The organism is Streptococcus zalophi (assembly GCF_016481285.1).
In the GTDB taxonomy this organism is placed as follows: Bacteria; Bacillota; Bacilli; order Lactobacillales; family Streptococcaceae; genus Streptococcus; species Streptococcus zalophi.
The window spans coordinates 121,933-141,158 of the sequence record NZ_JAENBP010000005.1 but is presented as its reverse complement, the minus strand read 5'-3'; the positions used below and the strand labels follow the sequence as shown (position 1 = coordinate 141,158).

The following is a 19,226-nucleotide window of genomic DNA, read 5'->3' as shown; positions in this document are numbered from 1 at the left end:
AAACCACTTTTTCAACGACTTTACCATCATCAATTGGCATGATAACAAGTGTGTCTTTAAGCGGGCTAATAGCTTCACCTTTAGCATCAACAAGTGAGATGTCAAAGAGATCATAGTCTTGATCTTTAAGCACATTTGGTGTGCTTGGATCTTTGGTTTCTTTATGGGTAACTTCTGCTCCTGTAATCAGTGCTAAATCACCGGTTTCAAGAGTGACGCGAACGCCTGTGCCAGTATGAATGAGTTCACGTGGACTTGTCAACAATGGCACTTCTGAAACTTCATTTACAACACCACTACCATTTGCAAATTCAATTGATGGTTTATCTTCAGCTGTTGGAGCTGTATCTGGTACTTTTGAAATTCTTTCTTCTTGGCTAATTTCAAGAGCATCAATAGCAGCTTGAAGACTTGTCATTGCTTGACTAACAGCAGCTTGATTGCTGTCTGTTGCAGCTAGAATAGCTTTAGCATTATCTAGGGCTTGTACCAATCCTTTAACCGAATCAGCCGTATAATGACTTGCAAGTTCTTGATGTGCTTTCCCTTCAAGAGCAAGTTCTCTAAGTGGTTTTTTAATATCACTTTGAGCAATCATAATTTCTGCCGCAGAACCAAAGCCACCATATCCAGAAATAACATCTAATTTAAGATAACGAAGTTCCTCTGTTGCAAAAGCGATTGTCTTAGTTGAGGCATCATCTGAGAGGGTACCTTCTTTAAGTAGATGATATTCATCAGTATCAGCTAATTTACCATAGAGTTTGTAGCCAGTAATATTACCATTCTTAACCCCTTTTCTTGGAACATAAACAAGTTTGTCTACGTGATGAGGAGCTGTCATATCAATAGTAATACTTGCAGGAAGTTCTTGCTTACTTGGCGACCATTTCGTATGCCAAATGGTTGATAAGTCACCATCAAAGGCTTTATCTGCCGTGCCATCAGCATTTTCATTGTCACTTGCCACTTGCCAGCCAGCTCTATCTAGATAACCATCCTCAGATTGGTATTGATTAATAACAAGATCATCAAGCATTCCCTTAAGAGCTTTTGTCTTACTACCGATAAATTGCGTTGGTAATACCAAGGTAGCTGAACGACGACCGGTTTGTGACTGAGAAAGGGTATCAACTAGATTATTGTTGACATACAATTCTGTACGACCTTCATAACCTCTAAAGGTTAATTGTACCCACTCATCTTTTGGTAAGGTGTAGTTGAATGAGTAATCATAGTTCTCAGCAGAGAAGCCTACTTTACCAGTTTCTTTTTGAACCAGTTTAAGAGCTGTATGATCATTTTCAGCTAGGATTTGTTCGCCATCTGCATCAGCATCTAATTTCACCCAGACAGAGAAACTATTATTTGGCCCAACTGATGTGATTGGTGTTTCAATATAGCTTTCTCCGCCATTAAAACGAACTGCTGTCTTGTTCTTACCTGCTTCATAGTCAACATTCTTAGCTGTTACACCATCATTATTATTTCCTGATAAGTCTTCTAAGTTACTTAAATCAAAACGGTAACGACTAATAACAGATGATTCTGAAGCAACTTCTTTGTAAGGATTTTGTTTAGCAGGTTTACCAATAGCTTCAACTCTAGCAGTTAAATCACGGTAATTTCCGACTGCACGGTTACCCCACATCTTAGCAGCTAGAGCTGGGAGTGATTGTTCAAATCCTTTATAAACATCATAATCTTGGACACCATTAGCACGATTACCAATCAAGTCATTCCAAATCGCAAAGGCTGCTCCAAGCATTTGTTTAGAACCTGCCGGAATAACAGTGTTGCCCATCTTATTAGCTTCCCAGTTGTTATAGAGTGCTTCACTATTTAATAAGTTTTGATAATAGTTTGCACCTGGAACCCAATAAAGTGAAGAATCTAAGGTATTGATAAGTTTATAGCCTTTGTTGTACATATCAGATGGTCTTGCCCATCCTTCACTCCAGATATTCATTTCAACACCATCAACTTGAACTGGAGTGCTTCCTGGTTTAGCTGTTAAACTACCCCAGAAACGAGGTGTTTTCCCTTTACTAATAGCATACTTCAAGAGACTATCTGTGAAGGCACGGAAGGCTTCGTTATTTCCTTCAAATTCATCAACACCCATATGAATAACATTGGTTGAACCAAAGACAGGATCTTCTCCATCGAGGTATTCGTCCCAAACACTCTTGATAAACTCTAATGCTTCTGGATTACTTACTTCTAAATGGTCAACCCAACGTCTAACACTCTTATCAGTCATTGTTAGGTCTGGTCTTACCTTAGTAAAGGCCAAAGCATGAGCTGGTGCATCAAATTCTGGAACAATTTGAATACCACGATTCTTCGCAAAGAGCATTAAGTCTCTAAATTCTTCTTTAGTGTAGAAGAGATCTTTAGCGGTTAAATCAGCCTTGTTAAGACCATTATTGCCACCTTCTTTAATATCTGATTCAAGACGGAAAGCAGAGTATGCACCATAAGGATTGTCAGTATTTTGATATTCTTCTACCCAGATGTAGTTATCATTTAAGTGAAGTTGGAAATCATTGTATTTGTACCATGATAGACTCTTAATCATGTCTTTTAAGGTTGATAACTGCACAGGTTTACGTCCAACATCAAGAACAAAGCCACGACGAGCGTATTTTGGATAATCTCTTGCAATTCCTTTAGCAATTTGATCTGGATCTTGTTTTAAGACTTGTAGAAGGGTTTGCGTTGACCAGAAAGCACCTGTTTTATGGCTAGCCTCTACCTTAACCACATCATCGATGGTCATTAAGTAGCCTTCTTCTTTGAGACCTGGATGAGTTTCATTCAACTCAAAATAGAAGTCTCCTGCAGTTGGATTTGTGTCATAAACAATGGTAATAGTCTTACCAGTGATAGCTTCATAATCTTCTTTAAAGCTTTGAACAGCATAATCAAGAGTATCTTTATCTTTTGGATTAACAACAATACGAGTTGAGGCATTAACCGTAAAGTGACCGGTATGACCTTTCCACTCTGCAATACCTGGTACAACTGGAAGAACCGCATTGTCTTCAGCAGTCACTTCGTACTGACCTTTAACAAGGATAGAGTAGGCTGGTGTTTCGTAGACTTCATCGCCTCTAGTTAGCTTGTAGTTAACTTGAACAGTGGTATCTACTAATGGTTGATAAACGGTTAAATCATAATCAATAATTTGTTCGAAATCAGCACCAATAAAGCTAATCTCAACACCTGCTGGAACTGTTGGTAGAGCCCAACTTGTCATCCCTTTAGCAAGTTCTGGAAGCACTAATTCATTAGCAATGTCTCTAAGTGATTTAACTGCTTTTGTAACAATTGGTTGACCATAAACTTCAAAATCAAAGAGAGAGACTGTTGCCCAATCAACCATTCGACCTGAACGATCTTCTGCACGTGAATCAAATGCTTCAATCAACACTTTCACATGATGAGCTTCTTGTGGAGTATCTAAGTTAATGATTTCCTTCAATTCACTTGGTTTTCTAGTTAATGTTTTTACGGTTGTCCACGTTTGGCCATCTTGTGAAATTTGAATCTTGTATTGACTAGCATTTAGACGCTCCCAATTTAAGACAACTGAAGCGACTTCTTTAGTTGCTCCTAGATCAACTTGAATCGATTTAGTGCCTTGACCAACACTACTTGCCCAACGAGTTGTTGAATTGCCATCAACGGCTTTATCAGCACTTAGACTTGTAACTTCATCTCCATTAGAGGTTGCTACTTTTTGGTGAGCAAAATCTTCAATTTCTTCTGTACCAATGATTTGGAACTCATAAAGTGAAACAGATTGCCAGTTAGATGTACCTCCATCAAAGCGGTCAATTGTTAAACGAACATGTTGAGCAGTAATTGGGTTAGTTAAAGTAATAGTTGTGTCTAACTCATTATAAGCATCATCTGTCTTATGATAAGCCGTTTGATAGGTACTGCCATCTGTTGAATAATCAATCTTGAAGCCTTTAATATTACTTCTTTCCCAGTTAATCACAAAGGAATCAATTGTTTTTTGAGCACCTAAGTCAACATTAAGAACGCGAGGTGTGTCACCACGATTCGTTGACCAACGTGATTGAGATGATTTATTGCTTTCTTCACGATTGACAATACCATCTATTGCCTTGTCTGCTCCCCAGAAATCACGTTCAGTATCACTTGCTGTTGCTGTTGCACCAATCGAATGATTGATACGTTGTGCTTTAAGGGCTTCTGGATTAGTAGTTTGTGGTGTTTCTGGATCAGCTGGTGGTGTGGTACCATCTGATTCTACTCTGAGACGAACTTCACTAGCTGACATAAAGCGATCTGCTTGAGCTTGTGAATCTCCAAGAGTATGAATAGCTTTTAATCTCACATAACGTGCATCAACACCTTCAAAAGTGACCTCTTGCCAAGATTTAACATCACTAAAGCGACCTTCTTTAACTTTTCTCCATGTTGAATTATCACTGCTAACTAAGATCTCATAATCAGTCACTTTACCATTGTTACTATTGTCTTGACGACCCATGTAGGCTAAACCATTAACTTTTTGCACACTACCAGCATCTAATTGAATCCACAAGTTTTCTTTTGCTGTTCCAGCCCAAGCACTGTGCCAAATAGTATTAAGATTAAAGTCTTTAGCATTTGCCACTTGGTTACCATCTCTTTGTTCAGTTGAACCTGCTGTTAGGTTAACACTATTTCTTGGTAAGTAACGACTATCTTCATCTGTAGCTGGACTTTCTGTGATAAGCGTTAAATCATATACCATACGACGTGACTTATCTTCTGACTCAGTAAATATTTTTACCTTATTATTTTTAAGCGGAATAATAGTCACGGCAACGTTTTTCTCTGTGTTGCTTGCAATAATTGTGCCAGCCGCTGCCTTAATTGACATATTTTGAGAAATTTGACTAACAGGAACAGTGTAGTTACCAATTTTAAGACTGTTGATTGTTGCATCTGAGTTTTGTGTAAAGGTTTCAATTGCAGTCATTAACTGAAGTTCAGCAATTCCTGTTGATGGTTTGCGATTATTAGTTAATGTTTCTTCAGAGTTTTCAATATGAACATTAAAGATAACTGCTGGTGTAATATTCTCTAATTGATAGGTTATTTTTGTTAAGCCACCAACGGTTTCTCTTTTAGCGATAGTAGCCGCAACAGCAACATTTCCAGAATCTTTACTAGTACTCCATGTAAATGTAGTTGCCTTTGGAAGACGTAGTGATGCACTATCTTGATGATAGTAAACAACCACTTGCGAAATGTTTTGTGCTGTATCATATCTAAAGGTTAATGTTGAATTCTTATCTCCTTGTTGTGCAGAAGCATAATTTGACCAAATTGTTTGGTTTGGTCCACCATTTGGATTAGGAGAAACCGTTAAACTACCATCTTTGATGGCATCTAAACTATCAGAAGTTTGACCTGCTGTATCTTCCGTTAATTCAACCACAGCAGGAGCTACGTTTTGATCAATTTGTACTATTTTTCTAGCCACACGAATGGTTGCTTTAACTGGTAATTTGTCACCTAAGACATCAGCTATACCATTAATGGTTACAAGACCTTCTCTGTCAAATGGTGCATCCTGTGGAACAGTCCAAGTCACTGGGAATTGTGCACTTAATAAGGTACCATCTGCCAAATAAGCTTGTACTTGTGTTGGAAGTGTCAATTCTTGATCAACTTCTAAAGCCTGACTAATATTTTTAATAGCTGCTACTTGGTCAATAACTGAAATCACAATTTCAGCATTAGTATCTAAACCTTGAATAGCTCCTTTAGCAACAAAAGTCGTACCAGTTTGTAAGGCTTGATTAATAGCTTCTTGATTAAAGGTTAATGTTCTTTCTTCCTCACTACCATCTGTGTAACGAATCTTCACTTTGTCTGGGAGAGAAAGTGGTGTTCCTTTTTTGATGTACATAGTCTTAGAAAGGAGGTAACTATCAATTGATTTATCTCCATTATTTGCTACTCCAATGACATCAAATGAGGCACTAGAAGCTGTTAGACCTACAGAGGAAGCTGTTACTTTAACCGTTCCAGTTTTACCAGTCATTCTTAAGATAGCAACAACTTTCCCTGAAAAGGCTTTACGATTGTTATCTTGATATGATTGATGGTCAGTAGCATCACCATTGTCCATAGCTACTAATTCAGCTGGTCCTTCAACAGCAATAGAGATAACATTATTTGCGTCAGCCACAAAGTTTCCTTCACTATCTTGAACTTCAATTTCAACATAAGCAAGAGAATGATCAGTTACTTTTTCAGATTTCTTAGTAACCTTTGTTACTAATTGATTTGCTGCACCAAATGTTTTAACTTCTTTATTACCGACAGTCTTATCAATGATTTGACCATTAACATCATAAGCAATGGCTTTTAGCGTACCATCTTCATAAGGCACATCAAAAGTCAGATAAAGATTCTTATGTTCTGCTGTTTGTTTTCCTGTCCCTTTATAAATTTGATAAGTGTAACCAGCATCTGTTGTTTCTTGGGTGAATTTTTTCTTACCAAGAGAAGTTATTTGCCCTTGTTTATTGATAAATTGCAATTCAACTTCAGCAGCATTAGAATAAACAACTACTTCAACTTTATTGTTATTATCTTTTTTAACAACTGATTCTTTCCAAGCTGGTAAAACATGTAAGGTGGTGTCTTTAGTATTCCATTGGCTACGATAGAAGTAGTAAGAATCTTTTGGAAGTCCCGCTGTATCAATAATACCAAAGTAAGAACTCTTAGGAAGTGGATTGGTAAATGCTGCTCCTGAAGTGGTATTGTTCCAAGGTGTTGGTTCTCCTAAGTAGTCAAAACCTGTCCAAACAAACTCACCGGCAACAAAGTCACGAGTAATGACATCATACCAAGCTTCACTAGCCACTTTACCCCAGTTAACAGTACTTTGATCATAGGCTGTTAATTGTTTATCAGCACGACGGTCTACACCCTTAACATTATAGATACCACGACTATTAATAGCTGATGCGGTTTCAGAACCATAGATAATCCAGTTTGGATTAGTATTATGTCCTTCATCATATTGAGCACCATTTGCATAGTTATAACCAACTACCCCTTTTGGTCCTTGCGTTTTATTGGTTAAAGCATTAGCCATACTAATAGAGGTTTGGTGTTTATTTTTAAGTTTATTATCTCCTAAAGTAGAAGGACGAGTACCATCCACTTCATCAACCCATTTCATCAAATTAGTAATAATTTGCGGATAAGTTGAAGGATTTCCACCATGTCCTTCAAGGACCTCATTACCTGTTGACCACATAATGATTGATGGATCATTAAGACCACTCTTAACCATTTGTTTGATGTGGTATTCTGCCCAAGTTTGTTCTGCTGATCTAGCACCATTTAAGTGCTGAGCAGTGGTTCCTAATTGTTGATTAAACCAACGAGCATAGTCATAAGTGTTACCGTTTTTAGCATGAATCCAAGTGTCAAAAGCCTCATCAATCAACATCATTCCTTTGCGATTAGCGATATCTTTCATAACACGCGCAGAAGGATTGTGGGTAACACGAACAGTATTAACTCCCATATCTTTTAAGAGCTCAAACTGTCTTTCAACAGCATCATAGTAAGCTGATGCACCTAAACTACCTTGGTCATGGTGCATGCTGACACCTTTTAGTTTCATGGCTTGACCATTTAATTTGAAACCAGTATTAGCATCGAAAGAAACAAATCTAAAGCCAACTTCTTGTTGATTAGTTTGGATTTTTTGACCATCTTTATAAACTTCTGTTCTAAGGACATAAAGATTAGGATTGTCCACAGACCAAAGCTTAGGATTAACTAATTTGAAGGAGCTATTAACTGTACCAGTTTGGTTGGCTAAAATAGCTTGTGAGCTGCTTAACTCAGTCGCATGAATTTGTTGACCTAAACTACCATCTGCATTTCGTTCAAATAAAATAGCTTTTATTTGAACATTGGCCGCATTACTGTCACCATTAACTACTTGAGCACTGATATTTACTGTGCTTCCAGTTGCTTGATTATGAGTTGTTGCAAGATCTGGGGTCTTAACAGAAACCCCATATTCAGCCAAATGTACTTTTGGTTCAAGATTTAAATGCACTGAACGGTAAATACCACTTCCTGAATAAAAACGTGAGCTAGGTACTTTATTAACCACTTTAACAGCCAATGTGTTTTCTTCATTAACCTTCAAATGTGGTGTTAAATCAAAACTAAAGGCATTATAACCATACGGATGCACTCCTAGTGAAATGCCATTAATAAAGACTTCTGTCTCCATATATGAACCATCAAACTGAATGCTAACACGACCATTAGCAACTTCATCATTGACAGAGAATGATTTACGATACCAACCTGTTCCACCTGGTTTATAACCACTTTCAGCCTCACCGTTTGTAGTATAGTCTTGAGTGATACTAAAGTCGTGTGGCAAATTAAGAGTTGACCAGCTAGAATCATCAAATTCTTTACTTGAAGCTCCAGCAACTTCACCTAAATGGAATTTCCAGTCATTATCAAAATTCACATTTTGATCTGTTTTGGTGAAATGATTAAATTTGTGCCATCCTTCAGGAGAAGTGCTAACACCAGCTGTTGACTGAGAGTCTCCTTGATTTGAAGAATCTGTACTATCATTTGCACTTGAATCAGTTCCTTCACCTTGTGAGGTGTCGTTAGTGTCTGAACCATTGTTAGTATCTTCTGTAGCATCAGAATCCTCTGATTCAGTATTTTTAGAAAGCTCTTCTAATTCTTGTTTTAATTGTTTAATTTTAGTTAGACTCGGAACATCTTTATCTAATTCTGCTTTTAAAGCATCTAGTTTCTCTTGGTAAGTTGCTGTATCACTTACTGAACTAGCTGAAGCCTTAAATGATTCATAAGCTTCTTGATCTGAAGTCACAGCAGTTTCTTTAGATAAAACTTGTGAACCATTACCTAAAAGAACGAACTTATCAATTTGAATACCAATATTTTGTGCTGTATCATTTTTTTCAGAATCTAAGCGAACAGTTAAAGAATGATTTCCTTCTGAAAGAGATTTTAGAGTAATTATTTTCTGATTAATTTGTTCAGTATCTGATTTTCCACTGAAATATTGAATTCCTTCAACAGTTGTTGAGTGTCCGTATCCTTCTTGGAAATCAAGTTTTTGACCATCTAATTCAACAGTATAAATACCATGCGCTGGTGCTAGCTTACCGATAACTTCAATACCAGTTCCTTTAAAGAATATATTGGCACTAATATCACTTTTATCATTGTTGTTATTCTTAGGGAAATTACTCCACTTATTGGTTTTATCTGTACGGAACCAAGCACCTTTATAAATAACCTCACTAGCATTATCTGGAACATTGTTACGAACTTCTTCAGAAGGATTTTCTGATTCTGTATTCCCAACTAGAGCTCCCAATTCTTGTTTTAATTGCTTAATTTTAGTTAGACTTGGAACATCTTTATCTAATTCTGCTTTTAAAGCATCTAGTTTCTCTTGGTAGGTTGCTGTATCACTTACTGAGCTAGCTGATGCCTTAAATGATTCATAGGCCTCTTTATCTGGTGTAATAGCAACTTCTTTAGATAAAATTTGTGAATTATTACCTAATAGAGTGAACTTATCAATTTGAATACCAATATTCTGTGTTTTATCATTTTTATCAGGATCCAAACGAAGGGTTAAAGAATGAGTTCCTTCTGAAAGAGAGTTTAGAGTAATGAATTTTTGATCAGTCTGTACTGTATCTGATTTGCCACTAAACTCCTTCACGCCATCTACAGTTGTGGCATGTCCATAACCTTCTTGGTAAGCTAGTTTTTGACCATCTAACTCAACCGTATAAATGCCATGAGTTGGAGCTAGTTTTCCTGTAACTTCAATACCTGTTCCTTTAAAGAAAATATTGGCACTAATGTCACTTTTATCGTTGTCTTGATTCTTAGGGAAATTACTCCACTTATTAGTTTGATTGGTACGGAACCAATTACTATGATAAATCACTTCACTAGCATTATCTGGAACATCATTGCGAACTTCTTCAGTTGGAGTTTCTGACTCAGTATCAGATAAAGTGGTCAAGTCGTTTTCTCCAGCAGCTGTTGGTATAGCTGGTACTTCTGATTCAGAAGATGATGGTTCTGATATCTCATTAACTGTTGACGTTTGATCTGACGTTTCAATAAGTAAACTTTGATCAGTTTTTTCAGCTTGTGGCTGTGATTTTTCTGATGGTTCCTCTAACTTTTCTATCTCAACTGCTGTCAACTGAGTTTCTTCAGGTATTGACTGTGGGGTATTTGCTAAAACTGTTCCTGGATTTGCTCCAAATAAGAAAACCCCTACAACTACCGAACCAACTCCCAGAGTTGTTTTACGGATAGAATAGTGAAAAATTTTATTCCAATTTGATTCTTCACGACGATTCATAAATCCCTCCTATATTTGAAAAAATAATGACGACAATAAATTAGAATATAGTTCTATTTTTCCTAAAAAGTGTTTAACAATTTGATAGTGATTAAAATAAAACTATATTCCTTATAAGAGCACTACTAAAATAGCTTGTGAAAGCGCTTCATATCAATATATTAACATATCTATTTTTTAAATTCAATGATTACTGATAAAATTTTTAATTTGTTATCAACACTAACTAAAAGAAACCAAACCGAACATCCAAAAAGAAGGTTTGATTTCTTTTTTATTCTGAGACTTTAAAATAGTTGTGAGTCATTTAAACATAACTATTTTTTAAGCCATTATTAAATGGTGCGTTTTCTTCTACCATAACCATAAAGAGATAGTGACGATAAAGCTACGATTGTACCTAGCACTGTTGTGCTTGTCGCATCACCAGTGTTTGGTAAGGCTTTAGCCTGTGCTGTTGAAGAGGCTTGATTATCTTTCTTCTCAGACATACCCTTAGCCTTATGACTAGATTCGCTACTCATTGGTGCTAACTTACCATCAAAGGCTAACAACTCATGAGTTGGCGCTGTCTTTGGTATGGCTGTTTCAATCTTACCTTCTGGTAACTCGTAACTTGGTGCAGTCTTAGGCACTTGTGTCTCTAAGGTTCCTTCAAAAACTGGTTTATCTTCTGCCGTTGGAGCAGTATTTGGTACCTTCGTTTCTGGTGTTGAGACTTCTTTATACACAATACCATACTCACTAAAGTGTTTTGCGACAAAGACAACGCCTTGACGAGTCACACCATCAGCATCTACGTATGGCGTCATTTCAAAGTCAAGCTCTTCTTCTTGATCAGTATTTGGTAGGTAAACCACTTTAGCTACTGTTTTACCATCATCAATTGGCATAATCACAAGAGTGTCTTTGAGTGGACTGACCACATTACCTTTAGCATCTACTAGTGAGATATCAAAGAGATCGTAGTCTTGATCTTTAAGCACATTTGGTGTGCTTGGATCTTTGGTTTCTTTATGGGTAACCTCTGCTCCTGTAATCAGTGCTAAATCACCGGTTTCAAGAGTGACGCGAACACCTGTGCCAGTATGAATGAGTTCACGTGGACTTGTTAACAATGGCACTTCTGAAACTTCATTGACGACGCCACTACCATTTGCAAATTCAATAGATGGTTTGTCCTCAGTTGTTGGGGCAGTGTCTGGAATTGCTACTTGACCATCACTACCTGAACCAGAGATGACATAGAGTTCTTGTCCAGAAATAAAGCCACCAACACTTGCTTTAAAATTCAATCTAATAAATTGTGCTTTAGTATTTCTTGGTAGATAAGCTACTTTATCACCACTACTTCTCACCCAATTAATCATTTCACCCGTACTTGACCAATTTTCTCCGTCTAGACTAGTATCTATTGTCAATCCAGTCAATGTGCCATTTCCAGCATCTCTACGTGGGACATAGATAATATGATCAACAATCTGTTGACTACCTAAATCTAGTACCATTGATGATGGAACAGCTTTATCATTAAACCATTGACTGTGATATTGCGTTGATTCATCACCATCAAATAATAACGTCAACGGTTGGTTAGGTTGATCAGGAGCTTCTGCAGTTGCAGTAATACCATCAATCTTATGAGAAAGATCTTTAGTCACTGTTTGTACTGAAATAATTTCAGATGGTTCTGAATTGCCAAGGGGATTATTAGCAATCACTCTGAAACGATAACTTGTTTCTGGTGAAAGATTGTAAACATTAAGAACATTATTTTCTGTTCGATCGACTTCAACAAACTGCGTTTGTCCTCCTTGTGACACTTCTTGTTCTACAATATACCACATGGTTTTTGGATCTTTATGCCATGAAAGTCTTACGCCACCTTGAGTTGCTCTACTTGCTTTCACCTCAGTTGGAACAACTGCCTTATCTTCATAATCAATGGTTTGACGAATTGGCATTGCTGAAACCCTTTGAGTTCTTAAATTATTGGCTACTAAAACGGTATCAAGAGTACTTTCATCTAGGTAAACATCTTTCAAAGCTTCCAAGGTAATGTAGGCTATTTCTCCTGAACCTGACATTGCTTCTTTTTGACCAAAGTTTACAAAACTGAACACAACATCCGTTTTTTCATCACGCGCACGAACACGAGAGAAGTTTTCTGATTGCTTGATAAAGTCAGTTGGTGTCACTGAATTGCTTACTAAACGATATTTTGTATTATCAAATTGGAAAATAGAAGTTAGGGCATTAGTATTGTCCAAATTATCAGCAATCAATCTCACCTTAACTTGTTCACCAGCACCCACTTCCAACTTATCAGCTTCTAGGAAGATGCGACCAGAAGGTGCTTGAGTGGCTGGTGTTTGAACACCACCCTCTAGTTGAACAGCAATGACACTGATATCTTGAGCATCAATCAGACCGTTGTTGTTAACATCGACATGTTTGATGTAATCAAAATCACTATCCACAGTTCTAAGACCAGTATAGTTTAAGAAGGATGTCTTATCATCTTCAGAGATTTTACCATCGCGGTTAATATCTCCAACGATTTCCATTCTTGTTCCTGGTTTTTTGAAGATTAAGATTTCTTCACCAGAGACGAAATTGTTATAGCCTGCTGCAATATTAGCACGAACGTAACGAGCTTTTGGAGCTGTGAAGCGATATGTTTTTACTTGACTATTTCTAGCCCAGTTAGTGTAAAATTCATCTCTTGTCCAGTTTTTACCATCTTCACTCGTTTCAAAGAAAATTCTAGTAATAATACCGTTAGAACCACCGTCTGTTCTTGGATGATATTCCAAATAATCGACTTGATAAACACCACCAAGGTCCATGGTAATGGTTGCTGGGAAGGTTACTCGTTGATTCCATTGACTATGGAATTGGTCACCTAGTTGTTTGTTAAACAATTTTTCAAGACCTTGACCTGGTTGTGCTGTCATACTTGATGTGGCACTAATGCCTTCAATAGCATTCATCAATGGATCTTCACTGGTTTTTGCAGTAACGACAGCTGACCAATCAGAAACACCTTTCGCATTAACCGCTCTGACAGAAAACTCGTGTGAGCTACCATAGTTTAAATCTTCAAACAAGAAAGAGTTGCCTTTAATACCTGTGTAGATAACACCATCTCTCTTAATATCATAAGTATCAGCATCATCTACTGGTTGCCAAACAACTGTGATAGAAGTCGCAGAAATAAGTTCTTCTGGTGTTTCCACTTGAGTGGGAACAGTTGGTTCAGCTAAATCTTCGGGAACTTCTTTATCTGCAGCTTTATTAATGAAACCATTAACTGTTACCACCATTTTAGATGTTGATACATCTATTGCTGCCAATTTAATCTTCACAAGGCTATTTTGAGCCACGCGTAATCCTTGAACCTCTGTGCTCTTAGGATTATAAGTTTCCATGATGGGATGTTCATGGTAGAAGAAGACATTAGTGCCATTTTGATAGGCTTCTAAACTATTAACACGCGTTAGAGTAACTGCTTCACCATTGATGGTTGCTGTCACACTGTCAACATCTTCAGAAACATTGACATGAAGTTCAGTGGTTTTGTTTTTGTTGAATCCTTCAAAACTACCTTCGGTTGCATTGATGGTTAAAACAGCTGTCCCTTTTTCGTTAGAATCGCCAGCATGACTTTCAATGAGTGTTTTTGCAACTTTACCTGATTTGTAATCAACAGTCAAACCATCATCTTCAACTAAAGTGAAGTTAGAATCCTTATGAGGGTAGAAAGTAATGAGGCGATTAGTACGATCAATCTCAGTTGGATTGTTATTAGGATTTGTCATCGGGATAATAGCCCCGTTTTTAACAAACACAGGAATTTTCCAAAGTGGTGCTTCAAAGCCATTTAAGACCTGACCACCTTGATATTTTTCACCCGTATAAAAATCAATCCACTCTATAGAAGCATCCGGCAAGAAGATATTGTTACGAATATCATCACCATTTTCTTGCATGGCAGTATCTTGATAAATCGGCGCCACTAACAAGTTATCACCATACATATATTGATATTGAACAGATTTAGAATAATTGATAGCCTCATCTGGGAAATCAATCAGTATAGCTCTTACAATTGGTTTTCCTTCAGTGCTTGCTTGATGACCAATTGAATAAGCATAAGGCACTAAAGTAGATTTGCGTTTTAATGAAATTCTGTTTAAGTCTGTTGTCTTATCATCAAATGAGAATGGTGTCTTAGGTTTTGCTCCCCAACCATCCATATTCATCATAATTGAAGTGAATGTCTTCCATTGGTATTCTCTAGCATTAATGATTGGATTAGCACCACCAAAGATACCATCCATATCTGACCCCATGTTAGGATTTCCAGATAGACCTAATCCGATATAAGTTGGGATGTGGAAACGTATATACTCCCATTCTCCTCCTGTTTGGTCACCACTCCAGATGGCTGCACTACGTTGGGTTCCTCCCCAACCATCAAGTGAGATGATAAATGGTCTTGCATGCTCTTCACTCTTTTCAGTGATGAGCTTTGCACCCTTATCCACACCATTTAAACCAAAGGAATAACCAGGACCAACCCAAGCCACATCGGTTTTAATGACACGAATACCAGCTTCGCCTACTTCTTTATCAATATCTCTGTGAAGAACAACTTCTTTGCTAGGATCTGTATCATACAAGTCAGATTGCGTCCACAATCCTACCTTAACACCATTTTCTTTGGCGTAATCAACGAATGATTTCAAGTTTTGGATATTACCATCTAGACTATCGGTTTGACCATAACCTGCACCGTAACCATCATTTGGTAAGAACCATGATAATGGCATATCCATAGCTTTATAACGGTCAATCACTGCACGAGCTGAGAATTTGTAGCTATCACCTTCACCATTTAAAGTTTCTTTGATGGCATTTGGACGATCAGCTTCAGGCAATTGGTTGGGTTGATATTCTTTGTAATACTTGCCATCCAATAAGATAGCACCTCTGGTATTACTTGGCACTTCTACCCAATAATCTCTGTTGTAGGCATTCAAATGACCTAGATAAAGGGCATACTCTGGTAGAACAGCAGGTGATCCAGTTAATTCATAGTAATCTTTTAAAAGATTAGCAGGCGTATTGTTAACAAAGAAATAAGCATCAAAACGATCTTCATCGTGAGTTGTTGTCATACTTACTGGGTCTTCTGTTCCAAAATCATATTGTCCTCGCTTAAAGGTATTTCTTAAGACCCCGTAACCTTTTGTAGACCAGTAAAATGGACTTGGTGATGCCACACCACCATCAACCCAGTTGTTTTCATTAACAATGTTAATCTTATTCCCTTTATGAGTGAAACGACCATTTTGCATCCCACCACCAAAGAAGTATTCATTGTCATCTTGAGAGAGTGTTTGTGTTGTCTTATTAGCAGTGATTTGAACTGGAAGAACCTCTTTTGTGATGAGGTTGTTTGATACCTTATCAAAAACAGATAATCTAGCAGTCTGTTTGTCAAAAACTAATTGGACTTTATCCGTTGTAATTTTGTAGCTAGTTTCATCTTCAGACATACTACCTAATGCACTGTTAGTATCACGATAATCCTCTAATGTCTTAATCGCAATTTTTGCTGGTCTATCTTCTCTACTTGGTACTGGATCTTCTACAAATTCTCCTGTTTTATCAATATAGTATCTAAAGACATGGTCATTATATAGGCTAACTCTAGCTTTCTCACCAGTGTTATAAACAATATTAGCAACACCATTTTCAAAGGTTAATGAATCAATAGCACCAACTGCATTGGCTGGTTTTTCAAAAACTTCAGGCGCTTCACTTTCACCTTCTGTATTATCTTCAAGTGCCGTTGCCATTAGAGGTGTCGTTTCTACTGGCTCAGGAGTTGTCTCTGCTGAATTAACTGTTACCACTTCTGGTGTTTCAGTTGTTTCATGAACAGTTTCATCAAGGACAACTGCGTCATTTGTAGCATTCGTTAATTCACTACTATCAGCTACTGTATTAGTTTCATCTTGAACTAATGGTGAGACATCATTAGTAGCTGTTTCTGTAGTCCTTGTTGTTTCTGTTTGATCAGCCAAAACAGGGCTAACACCAAAAAGTGATGCTCCTATAGCAACAGAAGCAACACCTACAGACAAACGTCTGATTGAAAATTTTAATCTTTTATAGTAAGAAAAATTTTTCATATCATATCTCCCTTTATATATTTTTTAGAAAACGTTTACAGGGCATATTTTAACACAACAACAAACATTTGTACACAAAAAGAAACGCCCTATTTCACAAATTATTTCGAATTCGTATTTTCATAAATGAAATGTAAAATAACTATTTCAAAAAGTAATTTACTTATCTCAATCCAATTGAGTGTTTCATTTTAGAACAAAAAGAGAGAAACTACGATTTACAAAGTCACAATAAAATGATATTGTTTTTTTGAATAGAAAATTGATTTCTTAAACAGTGTTCTCTTCTATTTATTTTTTGAATAAATATGATTAAAAAGTTTTTTAGATGACTTAATTTTGGAGGAAAACATGACTATCATTACTATTGCTAAAAAATATGCTATTTATGGTATTGTGGCATTGATTTATTATCTGTCACCACTATTACTGATACAAGATACTGGTAGTGCTATCTTCATATTATTAATCATATTGCCACTATTTGTTTTTATTGTTTCCGAAATATATACAGTAAAAAACGGTTTTAAATGGTATTTTCCAATAGTGGTCGGTTTACTGTGGATACCAAATATCTTTTTATTAAATGATTCAGCAGCTTTTTATATTGTTTTTTATGGCATCATAAGCCTTATTGGGCAAATTATTGGTATTGTAATAAAGATATTTAAGTGATCCTACTATATAATCATATAGTGAACATATATTGGTTAGCTATTTTTAAAACTGTTCCTCAAATAGAATGATTACGACAAAAAATTAGAATTGAAAAAACTAAACTCTTAATCCTGTCTTACTATTTTAATTTTGAATAAATATGATATAATAAGTTTAGTTTAAAATTATTTTATGAGGAGAAAAAAATGAAATCAATGACAAAAATCCGACAAGCCATTCGTACTAGTACAATCACAATTATAGCTATTAATATTTTTTCAATTGTTCTGTCCCTTTTTTCTATTTGGAGTATCTATTTCTCTTTAAATAATATTGATCAAATTGCTGCCAACGATCCTGTTTTGGCTGATACCATTAAAAAAAGTGCCACACCTCTCTTTTTTGTTCAAATAATAGTAGGTCTTATTATCTTAATTGTTATTTCTTTCCTTTGCTTTCAAAATCTCAAATATTTGAAACAAGAAAAAATGGTCAAAAAACTGCCATACTACATTGGAATTGGTTTTTACCTTTTCAATATTGCTACTTCTTTATTTTATATGATAACAGCTGGACAACTGTCAATATTTAGTCTTGCTATTCAAATTATTTTAATATCTCTCTATTCCTTTACTCTTTATAAAACTAGTGAACTAGAAGATAATAAGAAAGAAGAAACATTGAACATTTAATCACATTAAATTAGCGTAGCCGTTGGGCTACGCTTTTGTATTATATCTCTTAATTATTAAAAAATAACTGTGTTCTCACAGATCAAGTAAGATATCATGACTAATGTCTTCAAAGCCACTAACTGTCACACCCAATAGCCGAACACCTGTTTTATTTTCAGGAAGACTTTCAAATAATTGATAAACTTCTTGTTCAATAATATCTTTGTCTTGCGTAGCTTCTTCTAAGCTACGTCTTTTTGTTTTTGTTTCAAAATCAGAATAACGAATTTTTAAAATGATAGTTTTCCCATATCTGTTCATTTCTTCTAAGATCTTAACCACTCTTACCACTAATTTTGTTAATTCTGCTTGAATATCTTCTTCAGTGTATAAGCGTTTGGCATAGGTTTTTTCTTTCCCAATGGATTTTCTAATTCTGTCAGTTCGTACCGGACTATTACTAATACCCCTTGCCTTGCGAAAAAGCTCATAACCGAAGCGACCAAAAGTGTCAATGAGCTCCTGTTCTGAGTAGGCTAGGAGATCTGACCCTTTTTTGATGCCCATTTTTTGTAATTGTTCAACGGATTTTACACCAACACCATGAAATTTTTCAATCGGTAAATCAGCTAAAAAAGCTATCGCATCCTCTGGTAAAATGACGGTTAAACCTTTTGGTTTTTGGTAGTCACTAGCTAGTTTAGCTAAAAATTTATTGTAGGAGACACCTGCCGAACAAGTAAGCTTTAACTCTTTCCAAATATCATATTGAATGAGTTTAGCGATTTTAATGGCAGAAGAGATGCCGAGTTTATTTTCGGTCACATCAAGATAAGCTTCATCAATACTGACAGGTTCAAAAATAGCTGTGTAACGTTTGAAAATACTTCTAATCTGTTTAGCAACTGCCCGATATTTCTCATGATTTCCTGAAATAAAAATAGCTGTTGGGCATAACTCATAAGCCTCTTTTGAACTCATTGCCGAATGAATACCATATTTTCTTGCTTCATAATTTGCTGTTGCCACAACTCCTCTACCACCTGTTTGTCTAGGGTCACTCCCAATCACAACTGGTTTTCCTTTTAATCTTGGATTGTCTCTTTCTTCAACAGACGCAAAAAAGGCATCCATATCGATATGGATAATTTTTCGTGATAAATCATTAACCAAGGGATAAATTAACATGGCAAACCTCCAAGACTATTATACCGCTTATTTCATTTTCTGAAAACAATCAAA

5 protein-coding genes are annotated in these 19,226 nt (G+C 36.3%); 2 read left to right on the top strand and 3 right to left on the bottom strand.

Annotated elements, in window-relative coordinates; genetic code table 11:
* Together JHK64_RS05315 and JHK64_RS05310 are read right to left on the bottom strand one after the other, a co-directional pair.
* The coding region (locus JHK64_RS05315) for a discoidin domain-containing protein (RefSeq protein ID WP_199567961.1) at positions 1-10,450 on the bottom strand (10,450 nt) is incomplete at its 3' end.
* 335 nt (positions 10,451-10,785) lie between these two features.
* Complete coding sequence (locus tag JHK64_RS05310) at positions 10,786-16,653, bottom strand: discoidin domain-containing protein (RefSeq protein WP_199567960.1); 5,868 nt, start codon at positions 16,651-16,653, stop codon at positions 10,786-10,788.
* Between the two features lie 351 nt (positions 16,654-17,004).
* On the opposite strand from JHK64_RS05310, the gene JHK64_RS05305 reads away from it, so the two are divergent.
* Together JHK64_RS05305 and JHK64_RS05300 are read left to right on the top strand one after the other, a co-directional pair.
* Positions 17,005-17,328, top strand: a complete 324-nt coding sequence (locus tag JHK64_RS05305; protein WP_199567959.1) for a hypothetical protein — start codon at positions 17,005-17,007, stop codon at positions 17,326-17,328.
* A 188-nt stretch (positions 17,329-17,516) separates the two neighbouring features.
* Positions 17,517-18,002: a hypothetical protein gene (locus JHK64_RS05300; RefSeq protein WP_199567958.1), complete on the top strand. Its 486-nt coding sequence runs from the start codon at positions 17,517-17,519 to the stop codon at positions 18,000-18,002.
* Between the two features lie 75 nt (positions 18,003-18,077).
* Here JHK64_RS05300 and dinB read toward each other — a convergent pair whose 3' ends face one another.
* Positions 18,078-19,172, bottom strand: coding sequence for a DNA polymerase IV (gene dinB, locus JHK64_RS05295; RefSeq protein WP_199567957.1), 1,095 nt, complete (start codon positions 19,170-19,172; stop codon positions 18,078-18,080).
* Between the last annotated feature and the right edge of the window lie 54 nt (positions 19,173-19,226).

What these genes read in the sequence shown, in the direction of transcription:
- JHK64_RS05310 (WP_199567960.1), bottom strand. Translation starts at nt 16,653, where the DNA reads ATGAAAAATTTTTCTTACTATAAAAGATTAAAATTTTCAATCAGACGT.
- JHK64_RS05305 (WP_199567959.1), top strand. Translation starts at nt 17,005, where the DNA reads ATGACTATCATTACTATTGCTAAAAAATATGCTATTTATGGTATTGTG.
- JHK64_RS05300 (WP_199567958.1), top strand. Translation starts at nt 17,517, where the DNA reads ATGAAATCAATGACAAAAATCCGACAAGCCATTCGTACTAGTACAATC.
- dinB (WP_199567957.1), bottom strand. Translation starts at nt 19,172, where the DNA reads ATGTTAATTTATCCCTTGGTTAATGATTTATCACGAAAAATTATCCAT.